The sequence below is a fragment of the Prauserella flavalba genome (assembly GCF_003202235.1).
Classification (GTDB): domain Bacteria; phylum Actinomycetota; class Actinomycetes; order Mycobacteriales; family Pseudonocardiaceae; genus Prauserella_A; species Prauserella_A flavalba.
In genome coordinates this window covers 37,382-52,962 of sequence record NZ_MASU01000013.1, presented here as the reverse complement: position 1 = coordinate 52,962, position 15,581 = coordinate 37,382, and the positions used below count along the sequence as shown (strand labels likewise).

Sequence of the window (15,581 nt, the reverse complement as noted above, 5' to 3'; positions counted from 1 at the left end):
CGCGACACATGGGAGACGAATCGGAACTGCCAGAGGGCGCCGGCAACGACTCCTGGGCGGCTCACCTCCCCGGGCAGGAGCTCGTGCCCGCGTATCTGACCTCCCGGTTCGCCGCCCAGTACAGGGTCATCGTCGACGTGCTCGTCGCCGAGCAGGACAGCAGTCTTACCGGGCTCTCCTACGACGATGTCGCGAACGGGGTGCGCGCCCACCTGCGCGAACGGCTGGACCCGGCGGTCTGTGACAGACTCCTCGACGATATCCACTTCGACAACCGCCTCGAACAGCTCGAACGCTGGAAGATCGTCACGCGCTGGCAGCAGCCTGCCCGCACCGGCGAGGACTTCCTCCGCCGTCGCGACCGCTACCAGCTGACCCCACTCGCGGCCAATCTGCACACGTTCTGGGCGGCGATCGGCGAGGCCGACGACGACGCGGGAGACCTGACGCTCGCGCCGCGGGCCATCCACGAGCGCCTCGTCGCACTTGAGCAGGCGCTCCACACCGACGACTACTCGAAGGCAGCGACCGAGTTCCAGGTGGTCTCCACCCTGCACCAGGCCATGGCGAAGGCCGCACGCACCTGGCAGCGGACCCTCGCACACGCGCTCTCCGGTAGTCCCGACCCCGCCAAACAGGAACTGCTCTGGACCACGCTGCAAGCCTACGTTCGCGCATGGGGCGAACAGGTCGACGTGCACAGCCCCGCCATCGCCGACGCGATCGACCGACTGGCGAACGAACTCACCGACAGCGGGTGGGCAGTGATCGTCAGAACGTCGATGGCGGACGACGCCGACAACGACATCGTCCTGGCGGGAGTACGGCGCGCGCGGCACACGTGGGAGGCGCTCGGCGCATGGTTCCGCGGGCCGGACGCACAGGCCAAGCGGCTTCGCCGCCAACTCCGCGATCTCGTCGCACCATGGGCTCGCAACATGAGCATCCTGATGGACACCGGCGGCGCCATCACCCGGAAGGCCGAGCTCCTGGGCCTCGCGACCGCGGTCGAACGCGCTCCGGACGACGAGACGGCGTGGCGGATCTGGGATACCGCAGTGGGCGTGTTCTCCGCGCGGCATCTGCTGCTGCCCGCGGCCGCCGCCGACGAGCACGCGGTGCCGTGGCATGTGGCTCCGCCCGCTCCGGTGACCGCGCGATTCCGTGAACAGGGGACACGCGCGGCTGTCGGCAGGCGCGCCCAGACCCCCAACTACGGCGCGGGCAAGGACGCGGCCCGCCGCGAACGGGCCGCAGCGCTGGCCATCCGACGTGAGGCCGAGGCCACATTGCGGCAGCGGTCGGGCACCCGCCTGGCGAGCTGGCAGGAAGTATCCGATGCCGAACTGAGCCTGCTGCTGGAACTCGTCGGCACGGCACGCCGCGGCACGGCGAGTCCACAGGGCTGGGAGTCGACGACGGCCGACGGACGATGGCGCGTCCGGCTGGCAGCTCCGGCATCGGCCGAGGACACGGCATCCATTCGCAGTCCGGGGGGCACGCTGGTGACCGCCGACTGGCTGTTCGCGATGGAGCCGGCATGACCTCGCAGGCGGCAGCCGAGCGGCAACGGGCATTCGTCGGGCTGCTGCGCCACCCCGTGCTCGACCGGCGACGGCACCCGGACCTGTGGCCGCTCGTGCGACGACACCGCGTCGTGCTCGCCGAATGGCTGACCACCCGGCTCGACTACCGGCTGTTCCTCACCGACACCACCGCACGCGTCTACCGGCTCCCGCTCGACGACACCGTCGTGGCGCCCAACCGGCACCGGCCAATGACACGCCGGGTCATCGTGCTGGCGATCCTCGCGGCAGCCGCGGCGGAGGACGCCGAGGACATCACGACAACCCACGACCTCGCACAGCGTGTCCAGGCGCTGAGCAACCACCCCGACGTCGAACTGGAGCCCTACGACAACGACCGCTTCGCGCACCGCTTGCTGTTCGTCAAGGCCGTGCAGCTGCTGGCGGAGGCCGGGACGCTGCGGCCCACGTCGTCGACCAGCCAGGAGCAGGGAGAAGGCTGGGCGCACCGTAGGGACTCGATCGGCGGCGCCTTCGAGGTACAGCGGGAGCTGCTGCTGCGGATGGTCGACCCTCGCGCGCTGCGCGCGGCGGTCGATCCCCGGCCCGGCATGGGGGAACTACCCGAGGCCGCCGCACGGTTCGGTCTGCTCCGGCGCCTGCTCGAGCTGCCCGTGTGCCTCTACGAGGATCTCAACGACGCAGAGCGGCTCTACCTGACCGGCCAACGTTCCCGCGTGCTGGCCTGGTGCACGGAGATGACGGGCTGGGTCGCCGAGCAACGGGCCGAGGGAATCGCCTTGGTGGCACAAGACGAACGGCAGACAGATCTGCCTTTCCCGCAGCTGCGGGCAACCGACTTCGCCACACTGATCACTGTGGACATACTTCTGCGCGAGCACGGCGCAGGCACTGAGGTGTCCGCGGATGCCGTGTCCGCCGCGGCGGCCGAGTTTCGTGCTCGCTACCCGAAGGCGCTGACAAAAGAGCTGAAGGAACCGGGGGCCGTGCGGGACCGCGCGGAACGACTACTCGCCGCGCTGGACCTGATCCGCCCGACCGGACGGGGCGGATGGCGCATCATGCCCGCGGCCGCGCGTTTCCGCGATCCGAAGATCGAGGCGGTCGCGCAGAAACTGACCGACGAGGACGGGGGATGACCTCGACAATGGATGGCCAGGACTGGCTCGCACAGGCGGCGACGGGAGGGCTGCCCGAGCCCGTGAGACAACGGTGGCAGCCCCTGCGAGTGGGCATCGTGAATCTCTGGGAGTACGACACGGCCGAGTTCTGGTTCGCGGACGGTCGGCTGGTGCTGCGAGGCGGCAACGGCGCGGGCAAGACGAAGGTCCTCGAACTCACCACCCTGATGCTGCTTCGCGGCGAGGTCACGCCGTCGGTGCTCGACCCCTTCGGATCTCAGCACCGCACGATGAGGTTCAACCTCCTGCCCACCGGTGACGCCGACGATCCCCGCCCGCCGTCCGACTCGGGCCTCGGTTACGCGTGGGTGGAGTTCGGTCGCCGCGACGAAACCGGCGGGCAGGAGTTCTACGTCTGCGGGCTCGGCGCTTCGGCCAGGCGTGGGTCGGGGACGAGCCCGGTCAGCACCTGGCAGTTCACCACCAGGCTGCGACCGGGCAAGGACCTCCTGCTCACGCGCGCGGGACGGCCGATGGAGCAGAAGGAGCTGAAGAAGATCCCGGGCGTGACGGTGGCGGAGAGCGCCGCCGCCTACCGTGCCCGCATCGCCGCCGATCTTTTCGACCTCGACACCGCGTCGTACGACAACCTCACGGAGCTGCTCAAGCAGCTGCGTAAACCGAAGCTTGGGGAACGGCTCAATCCGGCCACGCTCGCCGAGACGCTCCGTGAGGCGCTGCCTCCGCTGGCCACGAACGAGGTCGAGCAGCTTGCCGACGGCTGGGACCGGCTCGAGCGGCTCCGAATGGCCGTCGAGGCGACGAAAGAAGCCGCCAAGCAGGTTGCGGCGTTCGACAGAACCGCTTGGCGGCCGTGGGCGAAGATCGTCGTGCGGAGACGTGCCGACGCTTTCGCGACCGCACGGAGCCGGCTGGAGAGAACCACAAAGGACAAGAACGCCGCAGTCGAGCAACTCGGCTCCGCCAAGGACGACGTGGCCCGGCTCGAAGCGGAGCTGAAGAGGTCTTCGACCGAGCGGAATGACGTCGAGACAGCCCTGCGCGAACTGCTCGAGTCGACCGCGTACCAAGACGCCGCAAGACTGACCGACCGGGTCGGTATGTTGCAACGTGAGCTGAATTCGCTCGGTGAGCGGCTCACCGAGGCTGGCCGGACCGAGGCCAGCGAGCGCGATGAGCTCGAACGTAGGCAGGCGAAGTTCGAGGCCGCTTCGGCGGCAGCCACCCGCGCCGCCGAAGCCATCGATCAGCACATCGGGTCAGTCGAGGCGGCTGCGAAGCCCGCCGGGCTCGGCGCCTCCGCCGAACGGTTCCTGCCGGCGCGAGACGTGCCCTCACTGCGCGCCGATCTGCAGCGCCGCATGGAACGCTTCGGCAGGATGCGCTCGTTGCACGACAATCACCAAAGGGCGTTACATTCCACGGAGTTGACCGCGCGGAAGGTCAGTGTGTGCGAGGAAGGCGCCGAACGCGCGCGTCTCGACGAGCGAACCGCGCACGAGGACGTCGAGGAGGCCGTCGACTCGCTCAGACAGCGGATTCGGGAATGGGCGACGACGACCGTCGTGGAGGTCTCGGACGAACTGTCCGAACAATGGTGCGACCTGGTTGCCGACCTCACGACGTCAGTTGCCTCGCCGGAGCAGGCCATCCGCGACCACGTCGCGGCCGCCAAGGCGGCCCTCGAAGCGAGCAGGGTCGAGGCTCTACGTGCCCGTGACCCACTCGTGGCTCTGCACGAAAAGACAACGGCGGAACTGGAGAAGGTCAAGGCACGCAAGGAACTTCCACCTCCCGAACCGACGTTGTGGCAGCGCACGGAGCGGCCCGGCGATGACGCGGACAGCGGTGCGCCGCTGTGGCGCTGCGTGCAGCCACGCGACGAACTGCCCTCGGCACAGCTCGATCGGATCGAAGCGGCGCTCGCGGCGTCCGGCCTCCTCGACGCGTGGCTGTCGCCGGAGGGAACGCTGCGCACCCAGGACGGCACGGTCGTCGCCGACACCACGCTGGTCGCCGGTCCTCCGGCGTCCGGAAACACACTCGCGACCGTACTGGAACCGACGCCGACCGGCGGCATCAGTGGTGACGTCGTCGCCACACTGCTGGCCGGGATCGATTGGCGGCGACGCGGCTCCGCCGCATCCAGCGGCAACTGGCTCGCCGACGACGGCTCGTGGAGCATCGGTGTGCTCGCCGGCCGCGCAGAGCCGAGCAGGCCGGCGTCATTTCTCGGCGCCACCGCACGCGCCGAGGCTCGGCGCAGGGAGATCGCCGCGCTGGAGGCCGAGCTGGCCGCGCTGGCCGAGCGGATCGAGCAGCTGTCGGCGAGGATCGCCTCACTCGACGAACAGATCGATGCGACGGCCAGGGAAGCGAGAACGGTGCCGCGCGACGCGCCGGTGACTACCGCGGTGACGACGTGGACCGAGCGGCAACGCGCACACGAGGCCGCCGTGCTGCGGCTGGCCGAGGCGCAACGCGAACACCAGCGCGAGGAATCGAAACGGGACGTCGCCTGGACGGAGTTGTCCACGTTCGCGGGCGAATATGGGTTCCCGCTTCGTGGCCTCGACGAGCTGCGCGAAGCGTTGGACCGCTACGCGGACGTGCTTCGCGAGCTCGCGGCACGCGTCGACACGGCTCGCCGCTGCAGGGACGAAGCCGAGGTCGCGGCCGAAGAGGTGGAACGGCAGGCAGCGAAGGTCACTGCCGCGCAGGGGCGGGCAGAGGTGCTGCGCACCCAGGTGCGGGCGGCGGAGGTTCAGGTCCGGACGGCACGTGAGGCGCTCGATGAAGGACCGGCCGAGCTACTCGCCCGCAAGGAACGGCTCGACACGACCAGCAACGAGCTGGCCGATACCGTCGAGAAGCTGACCGACAGCGTCCGCGAGGCCGAGAAGGCCGCCGTCAAGGCGGAGTCGATCCTCGAATCGCACGAACAGCGCCGCGCCGAAGCGGAAGCGGTCCGCGACGCCGCCCTCGGTGCGTGGTGGGAGGTCTACGAAGCCGGGCTCGCACCGGCCATCGGCCTGCCCGAACCGGATCGCCGGAACGTGGAAACGGGCCGGAACGCCGTGGTCGACGCGCGCAAGGCAGTTGCCGCCGTCGATGACGAACACGCCGAGGAGCGTGCCGCCCGCAAATGCACCCAACGACTGCTCGAGCTGAAACAACAGCTACTGCCAAACCGCGACGCGCGCATCGACGAAGACGCGACCATTCCTCGGTTCCTCGTGATGGCGCACGGCGACACCGGATGGCAGCTACCCGGCCCCGCGGCCGATTCGCTCGCCGAACAGGTCCGGCGACAAGAGGATCGCTTCGACTCCGAGCAGCGGGAGGTACTGGCCACGCTGCTCGGCTCGACGTTCATCGAGCACCTCAAAGACCGCCTCGACTACACCGAACGAACGTTCGCGGGCATCAACGACCGGCTTCGCTCGCACGCGACCCGCCACGGCCACGCCGTGCGGCTCACCCACGAGCCCGATCCCGCGGATCCCGACGCTCGCGACGTGGTCACCGCTCTCAACCAGGGCTACGCGCAACTCAGCCAGGCTCGCCAGGACCTGGTGCGCGACTTCCTGGCTCGCAGGATCGACGAGGCACGCGCCGAAGCCGCGGCCGATCAGGCCACGGACTGGAAGGAGCAGCTCTCAATCGCGCTGGACTACCGTCGCTGGTTGCGCATCTCGCTCGAGTACCGGCCGGGAATGCAGGCGCAGTGGCGTCCGTTCGACCGCGCACAGCACGGCGCGAAGTCGGGCGGCGAGAAGGTCGTGCTGCTGTCCCAACCGCTCTTTGCCGCGACGGTGGTCGCGTTCGACGCTGCCGGGCCCCAGGCGCCACGGTGGGTGTGGCTGGATGAGGCGATGACGGGCGTCGACGCGCAGTACAAGGCGTCCTTCATGGGACTCACCGTCGGTTTCGATCTCGACATCATGCTGACCGCGCACGACGAATGGTGCACCTATCCGACGGTTCCCGCCGTCGCCGTATACGACCTCGCCAGGTCGCCGCACCTGCCAGGGGTGGACGCGCAGCCGCATCTGTGGTGCGGCGGCGAGCTGACCGATATCGCGATGGCCGAGCCCGCGCCCTCCTTCGGCCTCGACGCGGACGACGGCCTGTTCGGAATCTCGGGCGCGCGGCCATGACAGCCGTTCCTGAAGGACTCGCGTCTTGGGCAGCGGAACCGGGCCCCGCGAAGCTGCTCGACGCGGTTCGGATCAGGGCCCGCCGTGGCCGTCACACGGAAACCGGCAGCCTGACGGCGCTGCGGCTGACGCCCGAACAGCGACGTGAGATCGGACGGATGCTCGGTACGCGGTGGGAGGTTTCCGGACGCCCGCCACGCCTGCAAGACCTCGCGTCCAGACTCGCGGAGCACGACCTCACCGTGCTCGGCTTCGTGGAGTTACTGGACGGCGGCCCGATCGAACCCGACAGCGAGCGGCGGCGTGCGCGTGCCACCGCGATCGGCCAGGAACGGCAGCGGGTCGTCGCGACGCTGGCAAAGTGCGGAATCGGAGAGGAGCATGCCGCCTCGTGGCTTGCCGATCTTTCCGTTCGGGGAACTGGCGAGGTCGCGGAACTGGCCGAGCAGGTGGCCGCAGTGTGGCGTGCGCTTCCGCGGCCGGATGGTGCGACACGTCTCGCCCAGCTGGCCGCGACGGTCAGGCGCGACGCGCACGCCCTCGATGCCGACCAGCCACTCGGCCGCGCCGTCGCCCGGCTCGCGGCCGCGGTCCACGGCCTCGACCGGCCGCGGCGCGCGGGGGCGGCGTGGCGTGCCGCATGGGCGGCGATCGGTGTTCGGTGCGACGGGGTGTCGTCGCGTGTGCTCGTGCTGAATCTGCCGTTGCACGGACCGGCGCCCGCCGCCGAGCTGTGCGCGGCGGTCCCGGGCGAGCCGCTGTGGCTCACCCTCCGGTCACTGTCCGGTGGACTGCGCGTGCGGCCCGGTCCCGTGTACGTATGCGAGAACGTCACAGTGGTCGAGACTGCCGCGGATGCGCTCGGTGCGCGGTGCCCCGCGATGGTGTGCACGGATGGCATGCCCTCCGGCGCGGCGCTGGACCTGATGACAGCGCTCGCCACCGGTGGCTGTGAACTGCACTATCGCGCGGACATCGATCAGGCGGGTTTCGTGATCACCGACCAGGTTCTCAGCGTCGCACCGAGCGCAACGCCCTGGCGGTTCGACGCTGCGACCTATCTCATCACACTCGGACAAGATCCGGGTAGAGAGCCGACGGAGTCCCTGCGCGAGGCGTACGCGCGATACGGCGAGCCTGTCCATGAGGAGGCCATATTGGACGACCTGATAGCCGATCTGCGCGCAACACCCTGGTGACAGCTGCTCCGGGGCCGCCGTCCTGCTCGGGATCAGGCACCTCCGGCCCGGCGCCAACCGCTGCCGCGACCGGCGGCCTCGAACTCGTCCCCGAAGACACCCGAGCAAATGACCAAACGGATGCCTGTGATCCACCCCGGCAATGGCGACCGTCGACTGTGGATAGAAGTGAGATCACGCCATGACCTTCCCCGAGCGGAGCTCCGCGACCTCTGGCGACGTGCCCGTAGTGGAGCGGCCGCTCAGGGTCCGACGCCGCTGGGTCGACCCCGGCCAGTACATGCTGCCTTGCCTGGCGTCGTTCAGAACGCCAAACGCCGGCCGCAGCCCCTACCTTCTGCTGGTCACCTGAGGCGGGTGTAGCCCAAGGCGCCATCTCACCCGGCGAGACAGGGCGGACGTCTCTCAGCTGCGTTCCTGTCCGGTCGACCACACCAACCGCGACGTCGCCCAGCACGCGGCGACCTGACCCGATGTCTGGGGAAGCTTGCTCGCCAACCACGCACGACATCAGCATCGATCACCAGCGCGCCAGGCTCCCACGGCGCACGCCCATCGGCTAGCGGATCGGCGATCGCCTCGGGGACCCTGCACTTGCGTCGTCGACCGCGAGCAGCGTCAGATGCGCCGAAGGGGCGAGCATCCCGTACTGTCCCCACGGCACCTCGTCATCTGGGCGGCGCGTCGACGTCGGCATCCGCAACACCTCGTCGCGGGTCGCGGGCAGCAGGCTGGTCATCGGCAAGACAACGTGCCCGATCCTGTCGGAATGTCCTTCTCCACCAAAGTGAAGCGCCAGCGCTGCGGATGGCTCTTCTTCGGGCCGGAGGGTTCATCGCGAACCCGGTGGATCGTCGTCTTCCTGCCCGGGAACGCCAGAGGGCTTGCGGCGGGCTCGACGGCAGCCTCATACCCGGCACTGGGATCGAGTTTCCGTCCGCAAATCTCATGCCAGGCGTCGGCGAGGGACTGCGAGGCTTCTTCCGATCAGCCTCCTGGTATCTTGCGGGCCAGCTGCCAGGCTTCGGTCGCGGTCGGATCCACTCGGCCCCGCAGTCGGACGAGAGTTCGGCCACCGGCGGCCGTCACCGGACACGCCGGGACGCTCAATCCAGTCGCTGATCCGCTCGCCAGCGTGGGATTCTCGCGTCACCGACTGGCCGTATCGGCCGTGTACGGCACGACGAAGGCGTTGACGAACGGGACAAGCAGGCCAGGGTCACCCTCGACCGTGACCAAACCCTGGTCGACGGCTGCCTGCGGGTCGAGAGCCCCAGCGAGCAGATCACGAAAGCCGGGTCCCGCCGTGATGACCAGATCGGCGTCTGGATTCTCACCGGGAGCGACCGCGATCGACCCATCGCCGACGGACGCCTGCGCGACGGCGGCACCCGCCCTGATCGTGTAGCGGATTGTCGTTCCCTCGGGCGTCGTGCCGTTCTCGATGCCCGAGCGCAGCGCGGACACGAGAGACGCCTCGGTGACGATCTCACCCTCACGCGGCTCATGCATGTCGGCCGCTCCCCAGCGCGAGAGAGCGTCGAGAGCAGGTTGGAGCTCGGAGCCGCGTCCTGTCACGGCGTAGACGATGGAACGATCCATGCCGCTGCGCGCCTCACGGACGATCAGTCCGCTCTCCTCCAGCTCTTTGAGGCGGGTAGCAAGCAGATTCGACGGGATGCCGGGAAGACCCGCCACCAGCTCTGAATACGTCCGCGGCCCGACCAGCAGATCACGCAGGATCAGCAGCGTCCATCGCTGACCGAGCATCTCGGACGCACGCGCCAGCCCGCAGAACTGTCCATACTCCCGCTTCGACATGGTTCAAGACTAGCAATTTACTTCACTAGATCAAGCGTGCTTCACTATATGAAGTTATGATGATTGAGGGAAGGACTCGACATGGGCACGATCTTCTCCAGTTTCACCACCTCGCTCGACGGCTTCATTGCCGATGAGAACGGACAAGTCGGTTTCTTGTTCGACTGGTACAACAACGGGGAGGTCGAGGTGCCCCTGCGCGGTTACGGCCTCACCTTCCACATGTCGCAGGCCAGCGCCGACTACTGGCAGCAGAACGACACCGAAGGCGCGTTCATCGCCGGACGAGGAATCTTTGACGATGCCAAGGGATGGGGCGGGAGGCCGCCCGGCGACTCACCGACGATCGTCGTAACCCACCGCCCGCCGCCCGAGGACTGGCCGCCGATCCCCGATGCACCCTTCACCTTCGTCGACAACCTCGACGACGCGTTGCGCGCCGCGCGGGATATCGCGGGCGAGGGAGACATCAACGTCGCCGGAGCCGACATCGTTCGCCAGTGCCTCGACCTGGGCGTCCTTGATGAGATCCGCATCGACCTCGCCCCTGTGCTGCTCCACAGTGGTACCCGCTACCTGGACGACATCACGCGCCGGGGTATCGAGCTCACTCAGTTACAGGTGGTCGAGGGAAAGAACATCATCCACATCCGCTACGGGGTCAGCTACAACTGACCAACGCGGACCGTGGCAGGGTCCGGCTGCCCCTGTCCCCCTTGTGCGGTAACCGGCTACGTGTCTGTAGCACTGGTGAGGCTCGGCCCGGCCGGAACCGGCAAGACCCACCTGTCCATCGGACTCGGGATCGCCGCCGCCCAACACCTCGGGAACCAGCGCTCGGTGTATCGCCTCGTCTCGCTCCACGAACACGCCCTTGCCAGCCAACTACGGCACCGGATCAACCGCGGGAACCCAAACGCCCACCTACCCGACATCCAGCACGTTGACCCGAGTCGCCGTGCGATGGCGTCCGGGTCGCCGCACGGTCGAAGCGCGCGCTCGCCGACGAGTGAACAACGCGGGGATCCGAATCCGCCCGGTGCCGATCCCTCGCGGAGCTAGGACAGTCTTCCTCCTTCGCCACATCCTCCGCACGAAGCCGAACTCCAAGCCGAACGTAGCACAGGATTACAGCACTGCCTTATATAAGTGTAGACTGGTATGATCCAGGCTTGTGCACGCGTTCGACATCCTTGGCGACCCGGTACGCCGGCGCATTCTGGAGCTGCTCGCGGACGGTGAGCAGACCTCTGGCGCGATTACGGATGTGATCCGGGCCGAGTTCGGACTCTCCCAGCCGGGTGTCTCACAGCATCTGCGCGTGCTGCGTGACGGCGGGTTCGCGTCGGTGCGGGCTGAGGGCGCTCGCCGGTTCTACGCCGTCGAGCCCGCGCCGCTGAGCGAGGTTGACGCGTGGTTGGACCGCTTTCGCCGGTTGTGGGAACAACGCCTCGACGCTCTGGGAACCGAGCTGGCCCGGGGCAGGCGAGCAGCTCGGAGGTCGGCTGGCGGGAAGCCCAGCCGACCGGCTGAGCCCGGCACCGATGCGGGCAAGACCGATCCATCAGCGAAGGGAACATGACATGAAAGACATCTTGGATGAACTGGCCACCGCACGCCGGGCAATGGGCAAGGGCAAGGTGCCCGCCGGCGAGGCGTACACCATCGAGGTGCGGCGTCGATACGAAGCGCAGGTCGAGGACGTCTGGGACGCCGTTACCAGCCCTGAGCGGCTGCGTCGCTGGTTGAAACCGGTCACCGGGGAGCTGCGGATTGGCGGGAAGTTCGAATTGGAGGGTGGCGAGCACGGCGAGATCCTCCGGTGCGAGCCGCCGCGTCTGCTCAAGGTGTCCTGGCTCTACGGGCCGGACGCCGACGCGTGGCCCGGCACGAGCGAGGTGGAAGTGCGTCTGGTCCCGGGCCCGACCGGCGATACCGAATTCGAGCTGATCCACGCAGCGGTCGTCGAGGAGCCCCTCTTCCCGACCTACGGCCCCGGTGCCGGCGGCGTTGGCTGGGACCTGCATCTCCTCGCCCTGTCCCGGCTGTTGGCCGGTGGCGAGACCACCGACCACGAGGCGGTCGAGAAGTCGCCCGAAGGGCGCGAGTTCATCCGGCGCAGCGCCGCGGCCTGGGGCGAGGCTCACCTGGCCGCCGGTGGCGAACCTGAGCACGTCGCGGCCGCGGTCGAGGCCACCACCAAGTTCTACGCACCCGATCCGGCCTGACATCCCCGCTGCGGTGCGCTGACCGGCATTCCTGGGGCCTGCGCCGCCAAGCAGCACAACAGCATGTTGTCCCACCCCTAGAAGGAATGCGCGCCATGAAGTACACCAACTCGATCGAGATCGCCCTGCCGCGAGAGCAAGTGGCCCAGCTGCTCGCCGACCCGGCACACCTGCCGAAGTGGCTGCGAGGCATAGTGCTGCATGAGCCGGTGCATGGGATGCACGGGCAGCTCGGTACGAAGTCGCGGGTCGTGATGCAGTCGGGGAAGCGGCAGATCGAATGCACCGAGACGATCACACGTCGCGATCCGGCAGACCTGCACGGGATCCCGAAAGAGACCGTCGTTCACTTCGACCGCGAGATCGTCGGCGCGGGCATGTGGAGCGTCGTGCGCGATCGGCTGACCGAAACCAGTCCGGAGACGACGCTCTGGGAGCAAGCAAGCGAATACCGGTTCAGCAGCCTGCTGATGCGGCTGATGGGGCTTCTCATGCCCGGCGCCTTCCACAAGCAGTCGCAACAGCACATGGAGGATTTCAAGGCGTTCGCCGAGCAGGGGAAGGACGTCCGCGAAGGGAGAAACTGACCTGCCGCAATCAGGAACGAGAATCTCCGACGAACGGCCGCTGCTCGGCGCGCCCGGTCACGGACGTGCAGAGGCAATGCGTCACTCGCCGGCCAGGCCACGGCCGTCGGTGCCGAACCAGTCTGTCCGCCTGACCTCTCAGGAATCTGTTCGCAGCAGTCGGGCAAGGTGGTGTACCTCCTCGGCCCCGCTGACCGGGATGGTGAACCGGCTGCCGTCCCGGATGCGCTCCAGGTGTGCGGCCATCTCCGAGGGAGTCGTGTGCCCGTTGTCGGAGGGCGCGGTCCATCCGGGCGTGTAGGCGGTGAAGACCCGCGCGAACCGGCCGCCGCCCGCGCTGAAGACCTCTCCGGAGCCAGCCAGCCGGTCGGTCAGCTTTCCGAAGACGCCGCCCGTCGTCCCGGTACGAGCGGCCAACGGCGCGATGCAGTTGGAGAGGATGCCGTAGCGTGCTCCCTCGATCGCGACGGTGCACGACATCCCGGCGATACCGGCCTTGGCGGCGGCATAGTTCAGTTGGGCGAAACTCCCGAAGAGCCCGGAGCCACTCGTCGTGTGGACGAGTCGTCCGTAGCCGGATTCTTTCATGTGGCGATAGGCGGCCTGCGCGACATAGATGCTGTCGACCAAGTGCGCGCGCGGCACCAGGCGCGAAGGCAGTCCTGATTGAGGACCTCCGCGACCGCTGCGGACCAGGCCGAACTCAAGCACATCAATTCAGCGCACCATTCTCGCGCGGCCGGCCATGCCACTGAGTGAGCAGGACAACACGCACTGGCCGAGCTCGAACACAGCCTCCGCGCCGAGGACGCTCGGCTCGACAAGTCGCTGCGCCGGGTGACCCCGCCGGAGGACTCCACGTCGACGTTCCTGACGCTGGGCATCCTCGCCGCCGCCGTCGTGGGCGTGGGCCTACTCGTAGCCGGTAGGTGCTGGTCGGCCTCGTCGTGCTCGCATTCGGCGCCGTCGAGCCAATCCGGTGGGTCGCGAAGAGCTACCACCACCCGAGCTGCGACCACTTGGCACCGGCCTCGGAACAGCACTGCCCCCGCTGCGCCGCCGCCTGACCTCGCGATTCCCGTCGGCGGGTCACTCCTTGACCGCGCCCATGGTGAAACCGGCGACGAACTTGTCCAGGAACCAGTTGAACACCAGCGCGATCGGGACGGCGACCAGCACGGCCGCCGCTTGCAGGGACTGCCAGAAGAAGACATCGCCGCGCACCAGCTGCGTGGGCACCCCGGTACTCACCGTCATCTCCTCCGTCGGCGCGACGAACGCGAGCGCGTAGATGAACTCACTCGCGGTGAGCGTGAACGCGAAGACTATCACGGCGACGATGCCGGGGAACGCCAGCGGGACCACCGCGCGCAGGAACGCGCCCAGGCGGCTGTAGCCGTCGACCATCGCCTGCTCTTCGATGTCCTTCGGGATGCCCTTGAGGAAGCCCATCAGCAGCCAGACCGACACCGGAATGGTGATCGTCGGGTAGACCAGCACCAACGACCACGTCGAGTCCTGCAGGCCCACCGCGACCACCATGCGCGACAACGCCAGGAACAGCAGGCTCGGCGGCACCAGGTACACCAGGAAGATGCCGATCGCCATCCGGCCTGACCACGGCCGGTCGAGCCTCGCCAGCGAGTACGCGGCGGGCAGGCTCAACGCGAGCGTGATCAGCACGACCAGCCCGCCGACCAGCACCGTGTTCCACACGAACGTGAGGAACGCCGTGTCCGTGAACAGGTACAGCACGTGGTCCGAGGTGGCAGGCCGGTTGAACAGGAACGGGTTGTTCTGGGGGTTGTACAGGTCGCGGTTCTGCTTGAACGCGGTGATCAGGCTCCACAAGAACGGCGCGGCACAGAGCAGGGCGGCAAGGATCGCCGCCAGGTACAAGCCGGTCCTGGCGGCGAGGTGGCGCCTCGCATACCGCCGTCCCGACGTCGCCGCGGCCATCAGCGCACCTCGATCTTGCGCACGGCGCGCAGGATGAGCACGGCTGCCGCGAGCAGGAGCGGGAACAGGAACAGCGCGATCACGGCCCCCTGCGCGACGTCACCACCGTCGATGCCGCGATAGAACGCCCAGCTCGCGAGTACCTGGGTCGAATCGTTCGGGCCGCCCCGGGTGAGCACGCGGACCACCGCCATGTCGGTGAACGTGAAGATCGCGCCGAAGAGGGCCGCGATCGCCGCGACGGGCAGGACGAGTGGGATGGTGATCTCGAACATCCTGCGCCAGTACCCGGCGCCGTCGACCCTGGCGGCCTCGTCGATCTCCTTCGGGATCGACATGAGCCCGGCCATCATGATCACCGCGGCGAGTGGCGTGAGCCGCCAGACGTGCACCGCGATCACCGAGGTCATCGACAGCCCCGGCTGGCCGAGCCAGTACATGTTCTCGACCGGACCGAGCGCGCCGAACTGGCGCAGCACCCAGTCGATCGGCGAGTAGATCGAGTCCAGCAACCACAGCCAGGAGATCGACGACAGTGCCACCGGTGTGGTCCAGGGCAGCAGCACGAGGAACCGGACCACCCACTTCCCCCGGAAATCCGCGACGAGGATGTTCGCGAGCACCTTGCCCAGCAACACGATCAGGGCCATGGAGATCAGGGTGAAAACGAACGTGTTGCCCACGGACCGCCAGAACACCGGATCGTCGACGACCCTGCGGAAGTTGCGCAGGCCGACGAAATCGTAGGACGGGTCGCCCGCCGACACGTCCGAGAACGCGAACGCGATCGCCAGACCGAACGGAAGACCCACCAGCGCGACGATGTAGACGACGCTCGGCACGACGAACGCCCACGAGAGCACGCCGTCGCGATCGGCGAGGCGCCGCCGCGCCGCCGCGATCGGTCGCGTGGTCGGCTGTTCAGCGGTGGTGGCCAT

13 protein-coding genes and 1 pseudogene are annotated in these 15,581 nt (G+C 68.3%); 9 read left to right on the top strand and 5 right to left on the bottom strand.

All coding sequences use genetic code 11. The annotated features are described in order from the left end of the window. The first annotated feature begins 8 nt into the window (after positions 1-8). From BA062_RS27520 to BA062_RS27505, 4 genes are read left to right on the top strand one after another with little or no spacing between them, the layout of a single operon-like run. On the top strand, positions 9-1,544 hold the full coding sequence (locus BA062_RS27520; protein WP_110341699.1) for a DUF2397 domain-containing protein: 1,536 nt from the start codon (positions 9-11) through the stop codon (positions 1,542-1,544). After that, entirely contained in the window at positions 1,541-2,686 is a 1,146-nt protein-coding gene (locus tag BA062_RS27515; RefSeq protein WP_110341697.1) for a DUF2398 family protein, read from the top strand. The genes BA062_RS27520 and BA062_RS27515 overlap by 4 nt, the downstream gene beginning before the upstream one ends. Next, the gene (locus BA062_RS27510) at positions 2,599-6,849 is read left to right on the top strand and encodes a TIGR02680 family protein (protein WP_342768962.1); all 4,251 of its coding nucleotides are present in this window, start codon (positions 2,599-2,601) and stop codon (positions 6,847-6,849) included. The genes BA062_RS27515 and BA062_RS27510 overlap by 88 nt, the downstream gene beginning before the upstream one ends. Beyond that, positions 6,846-8,048 carry a DUF2399 domain-containing protein gene (locus tag BA062_RS27505; RefSeq protein ID WP_110341693.1) on the top strand — a complete coding sequence of 401 codons (1,203 nt, stop codon included), beginning with the start codon at positions 6,846-6,848 and terminating at the stop codon, positions 8,046-8,048. Before BA062_RS27510 ends, BA062_RS27505 begins: the two co-directional genes overlap by 4 nt. A gap of 559 nt (positions 8,049-8,607) precedes the next feature. Here BA062_RS27505 and BA062_RS27500 read toward each other — a convergent pair. Together BA062_RS27500 and BA062_RS27495 are read right to left on the bottom strand one after the other, a co-directional pair. Beyond that, a complete protein-coding gene (locus BA062_RS27500) occupies positions 8,608-8,787 on the bottom strand; it encodes a hypothetical protein (protein WP_110341691.1) in 180 nt (59 codons plus the stop codon). 410 nt (positions 8,788-9,197) lie between these two features. After that, positions 9,198-9,869, bottom strand: a complete 672-nt coding sequence (locus BA062_RS27495) for a winged helix-turn-helix transcriptional regulator (RefSeq protein WP_110341689.1) — start codon at positions 9,867-9,869, stop codon at positions 9,198-9,200. 81 nt (positions 9,870-9,950) lie between these two features. Here BA062_RS27495 and BA062_RS27490 point away from each other — a divergent pair, with 81 nt between their 5' ends. From BA062_RS27490 to BA062_RS27470, 4 genes are all read left to right on the top strand, one after another. Beyond that, positions 9,951-10,544 (top strand): dihydrofolate reductase family protein, encoded by a 594-nt coding sequence (locus tag BA062_RS27490; RefSeq protein ID WP_110341687.1) that lies wholly within the window; start codon positions 9,951-9,953, stop codon positions 10,542-10,544. A gap of 499 nt (positions 10,545-11,043) precedes the next feature. Next, positions 11,044-11,451: an ArsR/SmtB family transcription factor gene (locus tag BA062_RS27480; protein ID WP_110341685.1), complete on the top strand. Its 408-nt coding sequence runs from the start codon at positions 11,044-11,046 to the stop codon at positions 11,449-11,451. Between the two features lies 1 nt (position 11,452). Further along, positions 11,453-12,097, top strand: coding sequence for an SRPBCC domain-containing protein (locus BA062_RS27475; protein WP_245960030.1), 645 nt, complete (start codon positions 11,453-11,455; stop codon positions 12,095-12,097). A 95-nt stretch (positions 12,098-12,192) separates the two neighbouring features. Continuing rightward, on the top strand, positions 12,193-12,684 hold the full coding sequence (locus BA062_RS27470; protein WP_110341683.1) for an SRPBCC family protein: 492 nt from the start codon (positions 12,193-12,195) through the stop codon (positions 12,682-12,684). A 138-nt stretch (positions 12,685-12,822) separates the two neighbouring features. Here BA062_RS27470 and BA062_RS27465 read toward each other — a convergent pair whose 3' ends face one another. Beyond that, positions 12,823-13,395, bottom strand: a complete 573-nt coding sequence (locus tag BA062_RS27465; protein ID WP_146240096.1) for an SDR family NAD(P)-dependent oxidoreductase — start codon at positions 13,393-13,395, stop codon at positions 12,823-12,825. 63 nt (positions 13,396-13,458) lie between these two features. On the opposite strand from BA062_RS27465, the pseudogene BA062_RS40700 reads away from it, so the two are divergent. Then, positions 13,459-13,563: pseudogene (locus BA062_RS40700) on the top strand (DUF3040 domain-containing protein); the annotation flags it as partial. A 210-nt stretch (positions 13,564-13,773) separates the two neighbouring features. On the opposite strand, the gene BA062_RS27455 reads toward BA062_RS40700, so the two are convergent. Continuing rightward, on the bottom strand, positions 13,774-14,643 hold the full coding sequence (locus BA062_RS27455) for a carbohydrate ABC transporter permease (protein WP_110341679.1): 870 nt from the start codon (positions 14,641-14,643) through the stop codon (positions 13,774-13,776). Continuing rightward, positions 14,643-15,581, bottom strand: a complete 939-nt coding sequence (locus BA062_RS27450; RefSeq protein ID WP_110342595.1) for a carbohydrate ABC transporter permease — start codon at positions 15,579-15,581, stop codon at positions 14,643-14,645. Before BA062_RS27450 ends, BA062_RS27455 begins: the two co-directional genes overlap by 1 nt.